At 70.5% G+C, this 18,868-nt stretch carries 14 protein-coding genes; 6 read left to right on the forward strand and 8 right to left on the reverse strand.

The features are described 5' to 3' along the window. Nucleotides 1–6: 6 nt before the first annotated feature. Entirely contained in the window at nt 7–5,544 is a 5,538-nt protein-coding gene (locus tag H5T77_RS17700; protein WP_366816639.1) for an ATP-binding protein, read from the reverse strand. 84 nt (nt 5,545–5,628) lie between these two features. Continuing rightward, nucleotides 5,629–6,087, reverse strand: coding sequence for an agglutinin cell wall attachment protein (locus H5T77_RS17705; protein WP_292651437.1), 459 nt, complete (start codon nt 6,085–6,087; stop codon nt 5,629–5,631). 134 nt (nt 6,088–6,221) lie between these two features. On the opposite strand from H5T77_RS17705, the gene H5T77_RS17710 reads away from it, so the two are divergent. Beyond that, a complete protein-coding gene (locus H5T77_RS17710) occupies nt 6,222–7,400 on the forward strand; it encodes an MFS transporter (RefSeq protein ID WP_292651439.1) in 1,179 nt (392 codons plus the stop codon). Here H5T77_RS17710 and H5T77_RS17715 read toward each other — a convergent pair. Next, nucleotides 7,287–8,177, reverse strand: coding sequence for a helix-turn-helix domain-containing protein (locus H5T77_RS17715; protein WP_292651440.1), 891 nt, complete (start codon nt 8,175–8,177; stop codon nt 7,287–7,289). The two genes, H5T77_RS17710 and H5T77_RS17715, sit on opposite strands and share 114 nt — an antisense overlap. A 29-nt stretch (nt 8,178–8,206) precedes the next feature. Beyond that, nucleotides 8,207–8,998: an HAD-IIA family hydrolase gene (locus H5T77_RS17720; RefSeq protein ID WP_292651441.1), complete on the reverse strand. Its 792-nt coding sequence runs from the start codon at nt 8,996–8,998 to the stop codon at nt 8,207–8,209. 216 nt (nt 8,999–9,214) lie between these two features. Here H5T77_RS17720 and H5T77_RS17725 point away from each other — a divergent pair, with 216 nt between their 5' ends. Together H5T77_RS17725 and H5T77_RS17730 are read left to right on the forward strand one after the other, a co-directional pair. Then, nucleotides 9,215–10,759 (forward strand): alpha/beta hydrolase, encoded by a 1,545-nt coding sequence (locus H5T77_RS17725; protein ID WP_292651442.1) that lies wholly within the window; start codon nt 9,215–9,217, stop codon nt 10,757–10,759. A 161-nt stretch (nt 10,760–10,920) separates the two neighbouring features. Beyond that, nucleotides 10,921–12,753 (forward strand): calcineurin-like phosphoesterase C-terminal domain-containing protein, encoded by a 1,833-nt coding sequence (locus H5T77_RS17730; RefSeq protein ID WP_292651444.1) that lies wholly within the window; start codon nt 10,921–10,923, stop codon nt 12,751–12,753. 84 nt (nt 12,754–12,837) lie between these two features. On the opposite strand, the gene H5T77_RS17735 is transcribed toward H5T77_RS17730, so the two are convergent. After that, nucleotides 12,838–13,224: a hypothetical protein gene (locus tag H5T77_RS17735; protein WP_292651446.1), complete on the reverse strand. Its 387-nt coding sequence runs from the start codon at nt 13,222–13,224 to the stop codon at nt 12,838–12,840. 142 nt (nt 13,225–13,366) lie between these two features. Between H5T77_RS17735 and H5T77_RS17740 the strand changes: the two genes are divergently transcribed. Together H5T77_RS17740 and H5T77_RS17745 are read left to right on the forward strand one after the other, a co-directional pair. After that, nucleotides 13,367–14,680, forward strand: a complete 1,314-nt coding sequence (locus tag H5T77_RS17740; RefSeq protein WP_292651448.1) for a hypothetical protein — start codon at nt 13,367–13,369, stop codon at nt 14,678–14,680. Nucleotides 14,681–14,925: 245 nt separating this feature from the next. Next, the gene (locus tag H5T77_RS17745; RefSeq protein WP_292651451.1) at nt 14,926–15,579 is read left to right on the forward strand and encodes an SDR family oxidoreductase; all 654 of its coding nucleotides are present in this window, start codon (nt 14,926–14,928) and stop codon (nt 15,577–15,579) included. A 13-nt stretch (nt 15,580–15,592) separates the two neighbouring features. Here the strand turns inward: H5T77_RS17745 and H5T77_RS17750 are convergent, their stop codons facing one another. Then, nucleotides 15,593–16,111, reverse strand: coding sequence for a mycothiol transferase (locus H5T77_RS17750; RefSeq protein ID WP_292651453.1), 519 nt, complete (start codon nt 16,109–16,111; stop codon nt 15,593–15,595). 23 nt (nt 16,112–16,134) lie between these two features. Beyond that, on the reverse strand, nt 16,135–17,208 hold the full coding sequence (locus H5T77_RS17755; protein WP_292651455.1) for an NAD(P)H-dependent flavin oxidoreductase: 1,074 nt from the start codon (nt 17,206–17,208) through the stop codon (nt 16,135–16,137). A gap of 63 nt (nt 17,209–17,271) precedes the next feature. On the opposite strand from H5T77_RS17755, the gene H5T77_RS17760 reads away from it, so the two are divergent. Then, complete coding sequence (locus tag H5T77_RS17760) at nt 17,272–17,853, forward strand: dihydrofolate reductase family protein (RefSeq protein WP_292651457.1); 582 nt, start codon at nt 17,272–17,274, stop codon at nt 17,851–17,853. Nucleotides 17,854–17,859: 6 nt separating this feature from the next. Here the strand turns inward: H5T77_RS17760 and H5T77_RS17765 are convergent. After that, a partial coding sequence (locus tag H5T77_RS17765) for a hypothetical protein (RefSeq protein WP_292651459.1) occupies nt 17,860–18,868 on the reverse strand: 1,009 nt, incomplete at its 5' end.

The raw sequence follows: 18,868 nt of genomic DNA on the forward strand, positions 1-18,868 counted from the left end.
CCGCCGTCACACGTCGCCCAACGCCCTCCCGATCACGTCGATCACCTTGGGCCGCAGGTCGCTCGCCGCGATCACCTCGTCCACCGAGCCGACCTCGACGGCCCGGTGGATGTCGTGCACGCCGTCGAACTCGGCGGCGACCTCGGCGATCTTGTCCGAGCGCAGCTGGGCGCGGAGGTCGGCGAGCTCGACGACGAGCGCGCCGCGTTCGCCGTCCTCGGCGTGGTCGATGCGCTCCTCGAGCGCGGCGACCCGCGGGTCCGCCGCTGCGCGCTTGGAGACCTCGGCAGCGAACACGACGGCCGCGGCGGGCGCGCCACCGAGGACCGAGGCGTACGAACCCTCGATGGCGAGCACCGTCATCGACGGGTTCAGGTGCTTGGAGAACACCACGAACGCGCCGCCGTGGTAGCGGGAGATGACGCAGAAGACGATCGGGCCCTCGAAGTTGACGACCGCGCGGCCGATCTCGGCGCCGTACTCGAGCTGCAGGTTGCGCATCGACTCCGGGGAGCCGTCGAAGCCGGATAGGTTGGCGAGCACGACCAGCGGCCGGTTGCCCGATGCCGCGTTGATCGCGCGGGCGACCTTCTTCGACGACCGCGGGAACAGGGTGCCCGCGGTGTAGGTGTCGGGACCGTCGGTGGGAGGGAAGCCGGCGCGCGGCACCGGCTTGGACTCGATGCCGACCAGACTGACCGGATAGCCGCCGATCCGGGTGTCGACGACCACGGCGGTGTCGGCGTCGGCCATGCCGGCCCACCGTTCGAGCATCTCGTGGTCGGCGTCGGCCAGCGCCCGCATCACGGTGCGGATGTCGAAGGGACGCTTGCGGTCGGGGTTGTGCTCGGCCGAGAAGATCTCGCCGACCGAGGTGAAGTCACCCGCGTGCGGGTACGTCGACACGTCGCGGTCGATCGGGTCCGATGTCGGCGCGCGGCGCGGTCCGGTCTCGCCGGGGACGACGTAGGAGTGCTCGTAGTGCGCCATGAGCACCCGGAACGCACCGGCCAGGTCGGGCACCCAGTACTGCGCCTGCCCGTTCGGGCCCATCACCCGGTCGTAGCCGCCGATGCCGTGGTTGTCCTCGGCGGAGACGCCACCGGAGAAGTCGAGCGACTGCTTGCCGGTGAGCACCATCGCGCTGTCCGGGGTCATCACGAGGATGCCCTTGGTGTGCATCAGCATCGTCGCTTCGGCGTTCCAGTACGGCTGGGCGCCGACGTTGATCCCGGCGACGACGATGTTGATCTCGCCGCCGGCCTGGGTGAACTGGACGATCCGGCGCAGCGCGGCGGCGACCCAGTCCATGTTCTCGGTGCCGCTCTCCATCGAGATCCGCGCACCGGCCGAGACCGCGAACCACTCGAGCGGGACACCCATCTTCTCGGCGAGGTCGATGGCCGCGATCACCCGGGCACACTCGGGCTCCGAGAGGGCGCCGAGCGACTTCAGCGGGTCACCGCAGAGCACGACTCGGGTGATGCCGTCGGGGTAGAGAGTGCTCGGCGTGGTCACGACCGCCACGATGATGCCGGCGCTGTTGAGCCCGGGAGCACGATCGACGGGTACGAGCACGCCGTCGGCGTCGAGGTCGTGCTCGACGACCGTGCCGTCCCCGGCCAGGGCGCGCTGGAGCTCATAGGGGTAGACGAGGCCGCGGCGTCGGGCGCGCAGCACCTTGGCGGCGTACTCGTCCAGCGGGGCGAGCGGCTCGGTGGGCGGCTCGATGACGTCGGCCACCACACCCGCCCCCGGCTTGGCGTGGAAACGGATCGCCAGTCGGTTCGGGGCACCGCCGTCCGGCGAAGCCACGCGGCCCTCGGCGAGCACCTCCTCGATCCCCGTGCCCTCGCTGAGCGGGGTGATCTTGCTCTGGAGCGCGGTGATCTGGTCGACATCCGCCTCGACCACCGGCCACACCGTCACCCACACGTGGTTGACGTCGAGCTTGGTGCCCTCGCGGCCCCGGGCGGTGCGTACGCGACGGATCGCCTCGAGGCAGTTCTCCACGGCCCGCTCCACGTGAGGCAGCGCGATCACGCGGCCCTCGTCGTCGCGGACCACCGCGAGTTGGCGGGCCTGGGCGGCCGCGACGAGCCGGCGGTCGGCCGGGTTGGCGCGGGCGACGCACTCGTAGAGCAGTACGTCGTCGGGCGCTGCGAGCCTGGTGACCTCGAACTCGCTCAGGCGCCACAGGTTCAGCCTGCGGCCGACCATCGGGTGCATACCCCGGACCAGTGTGTCCTCGACCAGCTCGGCGGTCGGGATGTGAGGCGCGCCGTCTGCGTGATGGCGGTAGGTGAAGTAGTCGACCGTCTGCGGAGCTGCATGGCAGACGACGACCGAGACGCGGCGCGCGCGGCGCGCGAACTCCTGCCCCGCGAGCATCTTCGCGATCTCGGTCGACGCCAGATCCGCATCGACTGGAGCATCCGGCCAACGCAGGTAGATCTCGACGACGTCGTCATGCTCTGAGGTCAGTGCCGACGTGATGGCCGTGCCGAGCGGGCCGTCGGCGCGGGCGAGCTCGGCGACGTCGCCGATGGTGGACACCACCCGGGTCGCGCCCTTGTCGTCCGTGGCGTACTCGGCGTGCGCGACCGGCCGGCCACCGTCGCTGGTGACGGTGAGGTCGTGCAGGTGGTAGTCGCGGTAGTGCCGCCGGATCAGCACCTCCAGCAGCGGCTCGCTCTCGGGCAGCCCGTCGACCAGCCGGTCCCTGAGGAACCCGACAAGCGGCTCGGGGACCGCGGCCAGTGCGTCGATGCGGGCGGCCCGGTCGGGGGCGTCAGGTTCGGTGAGCGCGGCGACCTCCGCCGGCACGCCCTCCAGCACCGCGTTGCGCTCGTCATCGACCAGCGGCTGGTCGAACCAGCCGAACCGTACGGAGCGGGCGAGGTCGCCGACCACGGCGAAGCGGAGCTGCGTGGCACGCACGATCCGCTCGAGCAGCGCGCGGACCGCAGCGGCGTCCTCCGTCGCCGGCGGCGGGTCGCCGAGCCAGCGCTGCAGCACCCCGATCGCGATGTCGACGTCGGAGGGGTGCTGCTGGGCGAGGAAGATGCGGAACACAGCGCGCTCGAGCTCCGGCGTACGTTCGAGGTCGGCGACCCCGTAGTGCGCGAGGACCCGCTGCAGCTTGTCGCGGAAGTGGTCCGGGAGGGCGCCCCGGTCGGGGTCGAGGCTGCGCAGGTAGGTGTGGAAGTACTCCCGCGAGCTGTGCACCCGCAGCTCGGTGGACGGCTCGCCACTGGCCGGGCGGTTGCGGCTGAGCTCGGCGAAGTCGGTGAACAGCGACAGCAGGTCCATCTCCGCGCGGAGGGTGTCCGCAGGCGTACCGGAGGAGCGAGAGGCCAGATGGGCGGCGAGCAGCGCCGGGCGCTGATCCTCCTCGACGTCGTAGCCGAGCAGCAGGCTGCTCAGGTCGGCCAGCTCACCGTTGCTGCGGCCGCGCTCCGTGGTGGGCGCAGGCAGATCGAGGTCGGCCAGGCGGGCAGTGCTCGCCTGCTCGCCGTCGGCCTCGCCGGTCGGCTCGAGGCGCAGCAGCGGCGCCGCGGTCTCGACCTGGCTCCCGACCCGGACCAGGAGCTCCTTGACCCGGCCGGCGAACGGCGCGGTCAGCGCGGTCTCCATCTTCATCGACTCGAGCACCAGCACCGGATGACCGGCGGCCACCTCGTCGCCGACGGCGAGCGGGGTGGACACGACGAGCGCCGGCGCGGGAGCACGGACCATGCCGCCCTCGTCGCGGCTGACCCGGTGCATCACGTCGTCGACCTCGACCAGGTGGACGGGGCCGTGGGTGGCGGACACCAGCCGGTAGCGATGCCCGTCGACGGTGAGCCGGCCGTGCACCTCGTCGATGCGGTCGAGGGTGGCGGTGAGGGTGCGCCGCTCGCCGCCGGCGGTGATCGTGACCTGGTAGCGGGCGGGTCCGGACTGCCGGACCGTCAGCGGGTACGTCGCCCCGCGCAGCTTGAGCTCGATGGTGCGGGCCGGGTCGTGCTGGATCTGCGGCCGGCCGCCCTGGGCGGTCTGGAGCATCCGGGCGATCTCGGCCCGCTCGGCCTCGTCGTACCCCTCGATCGCGGCAGCGACGAGCGCGACGCCGGCGTGCCGGGATGCCTGCAGCCGCCCCTCACCCCGGACGCGGTCGATCCAGCCGGTGTCGGCCCAAGCAGGGCTGCCCGTGGTGACCTCGGGCTGGCCGAGCAGGTCGAGGATGAAGCTCTTGTTGGTGGCGCCGCCGTCGATGATGACCGTGGTCTCGCCCATGGCCCGGCGCAGTCGCGCCAGCGCCTGCTCGCGGTCGGCACCCCAGGCGATCACCTTGGCGATCATCGAGTCGAAGTCGGCCGGGATGGTGTCGCCCTCGGCGACGCCGGTGTCGACCCGGATCCCGGGGCCGGCGGGGAACTCGAGGCGGCGGATCCGGCCAGGAGCGGGCGAGAAGTCGCGGTCCGGGTCCTCGGCGTTGAGGCGTGCCTCGACCGCGTGGCCCCGCTCGCTCGGGCGGTCGCCGGTGAGCGGGATGCCGGACGCCACCTGGATCTGCAGCGCGACCAGGTCGGTGCCGGTCACGATCTCGGTGATCGGGTGCTCGACCTGGAGGCGGGTGTTGACCTCGAGGAAGGCGAACGTCTTCTCGCCCGGGTGGTAGAGGAACTCGACGGTGCCCGCACCGGCGTAGCCGACAGCGTTGGCGAGGCGCTCGGCCGACGTCTTGAGGTCGGCTGCCTGCTCGTCGGTCAGCAGCGGGGAGGCGGACTCCTCGATGACCTTCTGGTTGCGTCGCTGCACGGAGCAGTCGCGTACGCCGATGGCCCAGGCGGTGCCCTGGCCGTCGGCGATCACCTGGACCTCGACGTGACGGGCGTCGGTGACCAGCTTCTCGAGGAACACCACGCCGCTGCCGAAAGCCCGCTGGGCCTCGTCGCGGGTGCGCTGGTACGCCTCGGCGAGCTCGTCCCCGGTCGTGACCTTCCGGATGCCACGCCCGCCACCGCCGGCGGTGGCCTTGAGCATGAGCGGGTAGCCGATCTCCTCGGCGCTGGCCAGCGCCGACTCGAGGTCGTCCACACCGCCGCGGCTCCAGGGAGCCACCGGGACACCGACCTCTTCGGCGATCAGCTTCGAGCCGATCTTGTCGCCCAGCTTCCGCATCGCCTCGGCACTGGGGCCGATGAAGGTGACGCCCAGCCGGTCGCAGAGCTCGGCGAAGGCGGGGTCCTCGGCGACGAAGCCCCAGCCGACCCAGGCGGCGTCGGCCTCGGAGGCGATCAGCGCCTGCTCGAGGACCGCGAGATCGAGGTACGGGCGGTCCGCGGCGGCGCCGAGGAGGTGGGCCTCGTCGGCCTCGCGTACGAACGCCGCCCCTGCGTCGACGTCGGTGTGCAGCGCGATGGTGCGGATCGTCCCGACGGATGTGTCCCGCGCGTTGAGATCGCGGACGGCATGGATCAGACGCATCGCGGCTTCGCCGCGGTTGACAATGGCAATTCGAGAGACCTGTGGCACGGTGCAGACCCTTTCATCTGGCACCGCTCCTGTGACCGATCGATTCCGACAGGCTTCGCACCGATTCCTTGTGGCCCTGGTCAGCGACATGGCCGCGGCGGGGCGTCCCTACAGCGTCCGGCGGGCGCCGTTGACCTTCTGACGGAGCCAGCCGGGCACGCGGTCGTCGTCGCGAGGGAAGGTCTCGAGGTCGAGGGCGTACAGGCCCGGGTGGGCGGGCCAGCGCCAGACAGGCTCGTCGTCGTAGTTGAACACGACCTGAGGTCGGTTCTCCTCCTCGCCCACCTCGCTGCTCGCGATGGTCCATCGGGCCGAGAACCACGCACCCTTGCCCGGTTCGTACATCACCCGCCTGAGCTCATCGGTCAGCGAGAGGACGCTGTCGGGCGGCCGGGCGTGGGCGAAGCTGCCGTCCGGTCGATGCACGTCGATGCGCCCGGTGAAGAACATGGACAGGTTGCGGTGGTTGAAGACCAACGTGGACCAGTCCCCCTCGACCTCGTCGGCGAGGCGGAGGGCGATCTCAGCGATGAGCTGTTCTTGTCTGACCACGGGGGGAACGGTCATGCCGCTCACGCTACTACCGCTGTCGAGCCCTATCCGGAAACAGCGTCGGCGGACCGCCCGGACGGCGGTCATCCGGTCAAGCACGGGCGACGCACGATCAACCCGTAGGCGTGGATCGGCGCGACGATCGTCGGGTGACGACGACTCCATCAGATGTGACCCAGCCCGTACCTCCCGACTCGCCCCGCGCGCGATCCGCAGCACCAGTGGTGGCGCTCGCCGCCGGTATCGCGATCCTGGTCTCGAGCGAGTTCCTGCCCGCGGGAGTCCTGCCCACGATGGCGCGGGACCTCGGCATCAGCGAAGGGACCGCGGGCCTCGCGGTGGCCGCGACCGCCATCGCCGGGGCGTTGACCGCACCGACCATCGCCATGGTCCTGCCGGGGATGGACCGACGTACGCTGCTGGTCGGCCTGCTGGTCGCCGCGGCGGTCGCCAACCTGGCGGTCGCGGTGGCCCCCGGCTTCGTCGTCCTGCTCCTCGGCCGTCTGGTGCTCGGGGCGGCGATCGCCGGCTACTGGTCCTTCGCCTTCGCTGTGGGGACGTACGCCTCGCCCGGTCGAGACCACGTGATCTCGACGTCGATCGCCCTGGGAGTCACGGTCGCCACCATCGTCGGTCTGCCGCTGGGCTCGCTGCTCGCCGACGGGCCCGGCTGGCGCTGGGGGTTCGCCGCAGCGGCGGTGCTGAGCCTGGTCGCCGCTGCGGCGCTGGCCCGAGCCCTGCCTCCGGTGCCCGCCCACCCGGGGGCCGGCCTGAGCATGATGCGTCAGGCCCTCCGCAACCCGCGGCTGGTCGCCGGGGTGGCACTGGTGGTGGTCGTGGTGCTCGGCAACTTCGTGGCGTACCCGTTCATCCGGATCGCGATCGCGGACACCTCGCCCGGCAACGGCATGTGGATGCTGGCGCTGTGGGGTCTCGGCGGGCTCTTCGGCAACCTCGCGGCCGGCAGGTTCTCCGACCGGCTGCGCCTCGTCGTCACCGCCGCGCCGATCCTCCTCGCCGGCGGGCTGGTGCTGACCCTGCTCGCCGAGAGCACACCGGCCATGGCGCTGGCGATGGTCGTGTGGGGCTTCGGGATGAACATGGTGCCGGTGGCCACGCAGCTGTGGGTCACCCGCGTCGAGCGCGAACGCACCGAGTCGGCGCTGGCGCTCCAGGTCACCGCTTTCCAGGTGGCGATCACCCTCGGGGCGGCGCTAGGAGGCGCGGTCCTCGACCAGTACGGCGTCGGGCGAGTGCTCCTCATCGGCGCTGTCGCCGCTGCCGTCGCCGCGGCGGGCTTCGGCGCGCTCCGGGTCCCGCGCGGCTGACGGGTCCTCACGCCACGCCTGCGGTCCGATCCCGTGGGTGGCGGTGAAGGCCCGGCTGAACGCCGCGCCCGACCCGTAGCCGACGGCGTACGCCACCTGCCCGACCGGACGGTCACCGCCGGCCAGCAGGTGGCGGGCCGCGCGCATCCTGACATCCCGCAGAGCCTCGCTGGGGCTCTGCCCCAGGCTGCGCCGGAACCGCTCCCCCAACGCCGACCTGGACAGGTGCACCGACTCCGCCATCGCCTCGACCGACCAGGTCCGCGCCGGATCCGTGACCAGCGCGTTCATCACCTGTGCCACAGCTGGATCCAGGACAGGCGCAGGGCCGTCGGTCCCGCGGCCGGTGTCCTCGAGCCAAGAGGCCGTCATCGCCGCACCGAGCAGCGACGCGTAGCCGGACGCGAACAGCGCCGTCGGCCGGCACGGGCCGGCCAGTGGGCACCGCCGGACCAGCTCGGCCACCCCGCCGTGACGTCCGACGAAGTCGCGCACGACCAGCGGGTTGGCCAGCGGGTAGCCCACCTCGACCGCGCGGAGGTCCGCCCGCGAGAGCGCGGCCCCGTCGCGGGTCGAAACCCGGTGCGTGACCTGCGCCCCGACCAGGGCCGCATCCCCCGCCCGGAGCAGGTGCGACTGGCCGGCGGCGGTCAGCACGACCGTGCCGTCGTCGACGAGCAGCCAGCTGGCGAAGCGTACGTCCTCACCGGCGGAGCCAGCGGCCAGCTGCTCCGAGTAGGCGAAGGTCATCTCCCACGACGGGCGGCCCTGGTTCACATCAGCCCCAGCGCCCGAGCGCCGACGCGCTATTCCCCGCCGTCCAGCATCGGCAGGACGTCGGCGATGGAGCCGACCACCCGGGTCGGCCGGAACGGGAAGGTCTCGACCTGCTCGGGCTTGGTCGACCCGGTCTCGACGAGGATGGTGCGCAGCCCGGCCTCGAGGCCGCTGATGATGTCGGTGTCCATCCGGTCGCCGATCATCACCGTCGTCTCGGAGTGGGCCTCGAGCTGGTTGAGGGCACTGCGCATCATCAGCGGGTTCGGCTTGCCGATGAAGTAGGGCGCCCGGTTGGTGGCGGCACTGATCAGCGCCGCCACGGAGCCGGTGGCCGGCAGCGTGCCCTGAGGGCTCGGCCCGCTCGGGTCGGGGTTCGTCGCGATGAACTGGGCGCCACGCTCGATCAGCCGGATCGCCCGGGTGATCGACTCGAAGGAGTACGTGCGGGTCTCGCCGAGCACCACGTAGTCCGGGTCGTTCTCCGTCATCACGTAGCCGACCGCGTGCAGCGCGGTCGTCAGACCGGCCTCACCGACGACATAGGCAGACCCACCCGGGCGCTGGTCGGCGAGAAACTGCGCGGTCGCCATCGCGGAGGTCCAGATCGACTTCTCCGGGACGTCGAGACCGGAGCGAAGCAGCCGGACCCGGAGGTCTCGCGGGGTGTAGATCGAGTTGTTGGTCAGCACCATGAACGGCACCGACTTCTCGGTCAGCTTCGCCAGGAACTCGGCCGCACCCGGGATGGGCTCCTCCTCGCGCACCAGGACGCCGTCCATGTCTGTCAGCCAGGTCTTGATGGGGCGCTCGTCGATCACGGGGCCATCCTCCCCGATCGCAGCCAAACCACCAACCGTTGTCGCCGACTCCCGCGCTCACCGTCTTCAGCAGGGGCAGTGATCTGCACCACCACTACTTTCCTCACCCGTCAATAGTCCTTTCAGCCACCCCGGGAATGGTCTTCGGCCGGATGCCCCTGCCTTCCGATCAGCGAAGACTGACGACGTCCCAGCACCCATCCTCGGGAGAAGGAAATGAAACGCGTCTCGATACTCACCGTCGCCGTCGTCTCGCTGGCGGCCATACTGGCCCCAGGGGTCTCGCTGGCAGGTCCAGCCGCGGCACAGGCACAGGCACCGACACAGCCACCGGACACCATCAAGTGGGCCAAGTGCCCCGCCGAGATCTCTCCGGTGCCGATCCCGGCAGGGATGCAGTGCGGGACCCTGAAGGTCCCGCTGGACTACAGCAAACCCGACGGGCGGAAGATCGACATCGCGGTCTCACGGCTGGCGAGCACGAAGCCCGGCAAGCGGCGCGGCATCCTGGTGACCAACCCCGGCGGCCCCTCCGCGGGCGAGGGCTACCCGGCGATGCTCGTCGCGACCGGCCTCCCGCAGAGCGTCATGGACAGCTACGACGTGATCGGCTTCGACCCGCGCGGGATCGGCCGCAGCACGCCGGTGACCTGCGACCTCACCCCGGAACAGCAGCTCACCGGCAACATCCCGCCGTACGCCCTCGACGCCGCCGACGTCACCGAGCGAGCCGCCCAGAGCAAGCAGATCGCCCAGCAGTGCGAGACGTCCAAGACATCCTGGATGCTGCCGCACGTCAGCCCGGCCAACACCGCACGTGACATGGACCGGCTCCGGGCCGCGCTGGGCGAGTCGAAGCTGTCGTACGCCGGCGCCTCCTGGGGCACCCACCTGGGCGCGGTCTACACCACCCTGTTCCCCCGGCGCGGCGACCGAATCGTGCTCGACAGCAACATGGGCCCCGGAGGTTGGGACTACGCGAGCGACCGGCTGTGGTCGCAGGGCGTCGAGGACACCTTCCCGGCCTTCGCGAAGTTCGCCGCGGCGAACCACCGCGAGTACGGCCTGGGCAAGACGCCGGCGCAGGTGCGGGCGAAGCACTTCGAGCTCGCCGAGCGGCTGGAGAAGAAGCCGATCCCGACGCCGGACGGCCCCTTCGACCACGTCGCGTTCCGGCTGATCAGCTTCGCTCTGCTGTACGGCCCCACCCAGCTGCCGCTGCTGGCAGACATCTGGCAGGCCGTCGATGCCAACCAGCCGCCGCCACCGCTGCCCGGAGGTGACGCCGTGAACGACGTGGACAGCCTCATCTCCGGTCGCTACTACATGATCTGCAACGACGCGCACTGGCCGTCGTCGGTTGCGACCTACCAGCGCAACGTAGCCGTCGACCGGATCAGGTACCCCATGTTCGGTGCCGCCGGAGCCAACATCACGCCGTGCGCGTACTGGCCGGCTCCCACCGAGCCGCCGGTCCGGATCACCGATCGGGGTCCTTCCAACGTACTGATGGTGCAGAACCTTCGCGACCCGGCGACACCGCTCGCCGGTGCGCGGAAGATGCGGGCGGCGTTGGGCAAGCGGGCCACCATGGTGACCGCCGACCACAGCGGCCACGGCGTCTACCCGGGCGGCAGGAACCGCTGCGCGAACCACGCAGTGACGACCTATCTGACCACGGGCGAACGACCGTCGCGCGACTACCACTGCTCAGCCGACGCCGCCCCGCGCTCAGCCGTGCCAGGGGCGGCCGACCATTAGATCGGCCCCCTGGACCTGACGCTGCCCCGGGGGCGGCGGGGGAATATGCCTAGCCGTCGCGGCACCGTTCGCGACATGACGGTCCGGGTTCATCCAGCCGCACGAGAGTCACGGCGGGGCCGGTCACCGGGACCGGTCCAGTCACCCCCCAGGAGTCTCCCGTGACGTCCACACCCCCATATACCGGACGGGCCGTCCGGCTCGTAGCGCTCTCTCTGGCTCTTCCTCTCGCGGCCGGCGGACTGGCCATCGGTGCCAACACCCCGGCGTACGCCGCTGCGTCGGTCGCCAAGACCGTTGCTCATGACGGTTCGCTCTGGGACCGGACCGCCTACCGCGGCGGCGTCCAGGTCGTCCCCGGGCCGGACGAGGATCAGGGCACCCTGGACGGCAGCGTCTTCGTCGACACCGACCGCGACTCGGTGCAGGACCCGAACGAGCGTGGCGTCGCCGGAGTCACCGTCTCCAACGGCCGCGACGTGACCACGACCGACAAGGACGGCCACTACGAGCTGCCTGCCTACGACAACATGACCGCCTTCGTCACCCAGCCCCGCGGCTACCAGGTGCCGGTCGACGAGGACAACGTCGCCCAGTTCCACTACACCCACCTGCCCGAAGGCTCGCCCACCCTCAAGTACGGCGGCATCGCCCCGACCGGCCAGCTGCCCGACCAGGTCAACTTCCCGGTCGTGAAGAGCGCACTGACGCAGTCGGCCGCTCAGGGCTGCGTGATCGGCGCCGACCCACAGACGTACAACGTCAAGGAGGTTGGATACGCCCAGAACGGCGCCTTCGACGATCTCGCCGAGCGGGAGGACTACGCCGGCTGCGGGGCGCTCTTCGTCGGCGACATCGTGGGCGACGACCTCTCCCTCTTTCCGCGCACACGCGAGCTGACGTCGCTGCTCAACGGTCCGGCTCGCTTCCTGCCGGGCAACCATGACCTCGACTTCGACACGCCGAACCGCGCGCACAGCTTCGACACCTTCCGCGCGAAGCTCGGCCCGACGTACTTCTCCTACGACGTCGGCAACGCCCACATCGTGGCGCTCAGCTCGATCGACTACCCGATCAACCCGCCGCCGTCCCGCTCCTACGGCTACAGCCTCGACGCCACCCAGCTGGAGTGGCTGCGGCGCGACATCGCCGCGGTGCCGAAGAACAAGGTGATCGTCGTCGGGTCGCACAGCCCGCTGCTGGAGTACTGGTACAGCCCGTCACACCGCACCAAACAGCTCGACGAGATCTACGAGATCCTCGAGGGACGCGAGGTCGTCGCCGTCTCCGGCCACACCCACATGTCGGAGAACCTCCGCAAGGGCGACTTCGTCGCAGGCTGGGCCGACGTGCTCGACCCCGCCGAAGGTCTGCCGTTCACCCACCTCACCGTGGGCGCGATGTCGGGTCATTGGTACGCCGGTCGTGTGCTCGAGGACGGCTACCCGACCGCCATCATGCGCGACGGCACCCCGCCGGGGGTCCTCACCCTCGACATCCGCGGCCGCAAGGTGACCGAGCGGTACGCCGTCCGCGGCACCGACGGCAGCGACCAGATGGCTCTCGGTCTCAACACCCCTCGCTACCGCACCTGGTTCGAGGCCAACAGGCGCAACGTCGGGAAGGCCCCGGTCTTCGCCGACCCGACGGTCGTGAACCGCGACGAGCTCGGCTCCACCTGGCTGACCACCAACTTCTGGATGGGCTCGACCGGCTCGAGCGTCGAGGTCTCTCTCGACGGCCGACCGGCGGTCGAGGCCGAGCGCACCCAGCCGATGAAGGGCGAGCCGATCCGCAGCGGCGCTGAGTGGTCGGACCCGGCCGCCAACCAGGAGACACTTCCTCACGGCGGCGGTCTGGTGGACCACCTGATGCACCTGTGGCGCCTCCCGCTGACCGCCGATCTCGCGGCCGGTGAGCACGTCGCCACCGTCACCGCGACCGACGTGCACGGCCGTCGTCACACCGAGGAGCTGCGCTTCACGGTGCGGTGACCCCGTCAGCATCTGCAGCGAGCGGCGGCGCTTCGCGGGCCCACCCCCGCGGGGCGCCGCTGCTTCCCGGGGCCGCCGGCACTCTCACCCGTCCAGGCGCGTGTCGCCCTCGGCGCGGGGCGGGACGTGGGCGAGGGCGGTCTGGACCAGCGTGACCCGGGTCTTGACCACGACGGCACGGCGCAGCCTGCCGATGCCGTCGCCGAGCTGCCGCTCGACGGACTCGCGGATCTCCTGCTCGGGGAAGGTCGGGCGACCGCCGACCGGCACGTCGACGTCGGGGAGGTCGGTGAGCACGGGGAAGATCTGGGTGCCGATCCCGTCCAGCAGCTTGAAGCGCTTGAAGCGGTCCATCTCGTCCCAGGTCTGGTCGATGTCCGCTCCACGCTTGCGTCCGCGCCTGCTGGACGCCAGCACCGTCTTCGCCACCCCCGTCAGGGCCACGGTGAGCTCGTGCTCGGTAAGTCGCATGAGGGATAGCATGCCTCGAACGGCCCCGGACTTCGCTGCTGGGCAGATCACCGATCGATAACATCGACGACGCCGCGGCCGGAAGGCCTCTGCAGAAGCAACCATGATGGTTTCCGATCGCCCGCCCCACGGAGGTTGACCGATGCCCGCCCTGACGAGGACGCGAGTCGCCGGGGTGGTGCTGACCGCGGTCGTGGCGGGTGCCGCGGCAACATGGACCACACTTCGCGTACGCCGCGAGGTCAATGCGCCCGAAGTCCCCGCCCCAGCCGAGCGACACCATGCGGAACAGCCCAGCGTCAGCGCAGCGACCGGGCATCAGCTGCGACCACCCATCAGCGACGTCCTACGCATCCTGTTGGGCTGCGCCGTCTCCGCCGCGGGTATCCGATTCCTCTATGAGATGTGGTGGAGTCCGGGCCCTCTTGGGTTCACCAGCTCCCACTCGCTTCTCGATATAGCCCGAGCCAGCTGGACCCCGTCATCGCCCGTCAACACGTCCACGATCATGACCCTCGTTGGGATTCAGCTCGGCACGGCTTCCGCTCTGTTCATCGCCACCGCATTCGCTGCCACAACCAACGCTGAGCCTCCGCTGATGGAGGTTCGACGAGTCGCCACGCAGCGGCTTGCCCTGGCCGTCGCTGTAACCGGCGGGACTGCTTTCCTGCTGTTGATCCCGGACGCCGTCGCGAGCAAGGCGCCCGTAGCGATGGTGTGCCTGTGTCTGTTCACGGTCGGCGTCAACGTGGCCATGGCCGCAATCAACGGCCCGCGCGCAACCGACCACGAGCGCTGGGCGACAGATGCTGCCACGACGCTCACACTGATCACGGCGGATATCCAGGGGATCGAACCGGGCAGCACCGATAAGCCATCGGCAGGTCTCGCAGGTCGACAACCTCAAGGGTCAGTAGGTCTCAGCACCACACGCAGCCCGAGCGATCTTCAGCTGCTCATGAGGATGATCAGGGGGATTCGCTGGCCGGCGATCATGCTCACATTCGTTCTCCTGGGAGTCATCTCGGCAGCTCTCGGCTACGGCGTGAACGTCGTGGCAGGGGTGGTGTTCATGGCCGTGAACACCCTCGCTCACCTGCTGACTGTCATGACGACAGTCATAACACTGAGTACGCCACGGCGGCCCCGTATCGATCAACGCTCTGCAACCAGGTTCCTCCTGCAGGCCACCGACGTCGCCGTATGCCTGTCCATCCCTGTCGTCCTGGTCCTGACTGTCTTCTTCGTCGTCGCAGCCGAGGCAACCACAAACCTGGAGGTCATCTACGCTCTGGCGGGCTCGGCACTGGAGCTCACCCTGATCGTCATGGTGTTCCTCGTCATCACACGCAATCCCTCATGGAAGCTCGGCGGGTTGCAGCGACTGGAGCGGCAGGTCCGACAACAAGAACAGTGGAATCGCGAACATGCCGCGCTGTGGAACCGCCAGGCATAGCGTCCATGATCGAGGGCCACTGCTCCCACCCGCAGAACAGGAACAGCGACCGAGCGTCAGGCGAGCAGGGCGTTGCAGGCTGCTGAGGTCTCGTTCGTCATGGTCGTCATTGCGTGCCCTCCATCTCCGCCACCCACCGTGGGTGGCGGCTCCAGACTCGCGCTCCGAGGCACCCAGACGTCAGATCTGTCTGTCCGGGCCCGACCGTGACAATTGTCAGTGGCGGATGTGCCTATCGTGGAGGCATGCGCATCGCTATCGTCGGCGGCCACGGCAAGGTCGCCCTGCACCTTCATCCGATCCTCGTCTCCGCGGGCCACACCCCGGTCGCGCTCGTACGCAGCGAGGACTACCGCGCCGAGCTCGAGGCGCTCGGCGCCGAGGTCGGCCTTCTCGACATCGAGAACCAGGACGCCGACGGGTTCGCTGCGGCGTTCGCCGGCTGCGATGCCGTGGTATTCGCCGCCGGCGGCGGCCCCGACGGCAACATCGAGCGCAAGCGCACCGTCGACCTGGAGGGCTCGACCAAGTCGATCGCGGGTGCGAAGGCAGCCGGCATCCGGCGCTTCGTGCAGGTCTCGGCGATCAGCGTCGACGAGCCGGTGCCGGCGGACGCCGGAGAGGTCTGGAAGGCCTACGTGGAGGCCAAGCGCGACGCCGACGTCGCCCTGCGCGACAGCGACCTCGACTGGACCATCCTGCGGCCCGGCGGCCTCACCGACGACCCGGCGACCGGGCGGGTGAAGCTGGCTCCGATGCTCGACCGCGACAACATCCCGCGCGCCGACGTGGCCGCGGTCATCGCCGCCGTGATCGACGACGAGGCGACCGTCGGCAAGCAGTGGGAGCTGGTCTCCGGCGAGGCCACGGTCGACGAGGCCATCGCCGCCGTGCTCTGACCCTGGAGCTGAGTCAGCGCAGATCCAGCAACCCCTTGACGTACGCCGCCTGGCCGATGTGCTGGGCGGCGTCGTCGACGATGCTGACCAGCCTCACCGCCACGGTCACCGGCGGATCCCAGCTCTCGTCGACGACGCGGGCGAGGTCGTCCTCGCTCAGGCTGTCGACCAGCTCGGTCGTGGCCGTGTGGACGGCCCGGTAGTAGCCGGTCAGCAGCTTCGGGTCCTCCAGCCGGAAGGCCGCGACCTCCTCGGCGCTCTGTCCGTATCCCATCGCGCCGGGCGCGTAGGGCAGCCCGAACCGCTCCACCCAGCCCTCACGCAGCCACACCTCGTCAGTGCCGGCGAGCGACGCGATCTGGACGTCCTCCATCCGGGCGGTGTGCCACAGGGTCCAGGCGATCGAGTTCGCCCCGTCGTACGGACGCCACAGCAGGTCGTCGACGGGCAGCCCGTCGACGATCGCGGGCAGGCTCTGCGCGGTGCGGCCTAAGCCGTCCGCCAGCAGTCGCTGGAACCAGGGTGCGCTCATGCTCTCCGTTCTACACCGTGGCCCTAGCCCACGTCGGGGAGGTGTGTACGGGCCTCGCTCCACATCCGGGTCACGACGTCCGCCGCTGGCTCCGCGACGGCGCGCGCGGCGGCCTGGCCGGCCCAGTGGTTGGCGCGGTCCAGAGGCACCTCGGCGCTGGGATCGGGCGTCCCCTTCCGCCACCGGGCGACCAAGGCACGCTGGTGCGGATAGGGCGCGGGCGACGGCGCGTCCGGGGCCTCCCAGGAGCGCACATAGGGAGTCGGCGCGGCGCGACCGAGACGGCCGGAGTAGGCCCGGGTGGCGACCGTGTCCTCCGGCTCGATCCCGTCCAGCGAGGCCGCCCACGCATCGGCGATCCCTGTCTCCGGCGAACGCAGCAGCGCGGTGCCGACCTGCACGGCGCTCGCGCCGAGGGTCAGCGCCGCGGCGACGGCACGCCCGTCGGCGATCCCGCCGGCGGCGACGACGGGCACGTCCACCCCGTCGACGATGTGCGGCAGCAGCGCGAACAGTCCGACCGCCGTACGCTCCGCCGTCTCCGCCTCGAAAACCCCTCGGTGCCCGCCGGCCTCGAGCCCCTGGGCGACGATGGCGTCGGCACCGGCCGCCTCGGCGGCGCGCGCCTCGGCCAGGGTCGTCGCGCACGCGAACCAGGCGATCCCGGCCGCATGCAGGCGCTCGACATAGTCCGGCGAGAAGAGACCCATGATCGAGGAGACGACACGCGGCCGGGCGGCGAGCATCGCCTCGCACTGCTCCTCGAACGAGGGTGCTGGAGACTGTTCGGGCGCGGGCGTACCGAACCCGCTCAGGAACTCCTCCGCGGCCGAGATCCCGGCGGGATCGTCGACCACAGGGTCGGGGATCCAGATGTTCAGCTGGAACGGCCCCGCCGACATCGACCGGAACTCTGCCGCCCACTGCGAGATCCGCTCCGGCCCGTCGAGCACCACGCCCGCCGCGCCCATGCCACCCGCGTCGGCGACTGCGGCTGCCGCCCCGGGCGGGCAGGCACCCGCCATCGGCGCCTGAAGAATCGGCATCGAGAGGCCGTACGCCTCGCAGAACTCCTGAGCACGTCGTCGAGCCGTCATGGCATTCACGGTAGCGCCCTGAAACACCTGGCGTCGTAGGCCTCGGCGCGGCAGGATCGACTCATGCGCACACTCATCTACTCCGCGTTCGTATCCCTCGACGGCGTCATCGACTCCCCCGGCGGCGGCTCCGCCTCAGAGCAGCACCGCAGCGGTGGCTGGACCTTCCAGGACCTCGAGTTCCTGCCCGAGGCCTACGAGATCAAGGGCACCGAGATGGAGGAGGCCGGCGCGATGATGTTCGGCCGCCGCAGCTACGAGGCCTTCGCGCCGATCTGGCCCGACATCGAGGACTTCACCGTGGTCAAGAAGATCCCGAAGTACGTCGTCTCGACATCGCTCGGCGACGACGGCCTGGTCGACGACTGGGGCCCGCAGATCATCCTGAGGTCGCTGGACGAGGTCGAGGAGCTCAAGCAGGGTGAGGGCGGTCCGATCCTGATCGCCGGCAGCGCCGAGCTCGCCCGCAACCTCTCCGACGCCGGCCTGATCGACCGCTACCACCTGCTCGTCTTCCCGGTCGTCCTCGGTGCCGGGAAGCGGATGTGGAGCGAGACCGACAAGGACAAGCAGATGCTGAAGCTGCTCGATTCGGAGACCTACGCGAACGGCATCACCAAGCTCGTCTACGACGTGGTCCGCTGATCTCCGTCAGGGGCAGCGGGCGTAGAGACCTCCCGAGCCCGTCCCGTACGCGGCGGCGTCGGTGAACGCGCACCCGTAGCCGGAGGCGGCGACGGCAGCCCGGTCGAGCACGTCGTCGCCGGCCGGGCGGTCGCCGTGCTCGACCCAGTCGACGAGGTCACCCCAGGCGGTCGCGGCCTCCGCCGGGCTGAACTCGCAGTGCCCGGCCGAGCGGATCGCCCGCTGCACGACCAGACCGCTGCGGTGGTGGCGAGCCACCTCACGCGCGTAGATCTGCTCGAGCGAGAACGGCACGAACATGTCGCCCAGGTTGTGCAGGCTCACCACCGGCGCGGTCGGGCGGCCGGAGATGACGGCCGGCGCGTTGAGCCGGTGGCTCTTGCGGCCGGCGCGGTCGATGGGGTCGATCCGCTCGATCTCGGTGTTGAGGTCGACCGGTGAGCTCGGGGTGTAGACGGTGTTGCGATTGGTCGCGACCCGGCCGATGTTGAAGCCCAGGGTGCCGCCGTCGTCGACCGATGGCAGGCTGAAGAGGAAGTCCTTCCACTGCCGGAAGGCGGCCTCCGCCCCCGGGCGCGGGCCGCCGCTGCGCTCGATGGTCATCGCCCGCAACTGCTCGCCCTCCGCCGTCAGCGTGCCGCCGAGCCCGAGCCGCTCCTTGATGATCGGGACGTCGACGCTCTGGTAGTCCCCGGTGTAGGGGTAGGCGTCGTGCCCGGCCAGCGCCTGCGCGCCGAGGTTGTAGTCGACGAAGAAGTCGAAGAGCTCCACGTCCCCCAGTTGCCCGCACATCGGCATCGCACCGTCGTAGAAGCCCGGATACTGCTCCAGCGAGCGCCCGATCACGTGCCCGCCCATCGACACCCCGGTCACATAGGTGCGGCTCGCCTTGCGGGGCAGCAGCTCGGAGGCGTACGTCGCCAAGTCCCGCGTCGAGCGCACCCCGGCACCCACGTCGTAACCGTTGGTCGAGTAGCTCGACGCCGCCCAGGCGTAGCCCTGCTCGAGGAACGTA

The sequence above is a fragment of the Nocardioides sp. genome, assembly GCF_014360585.1.
Classification (GTDB): Bacteria; Actinomycetota; Actinomycetes; order Propionibacteriales; family Nocardioidaceae; genus Nocardioides.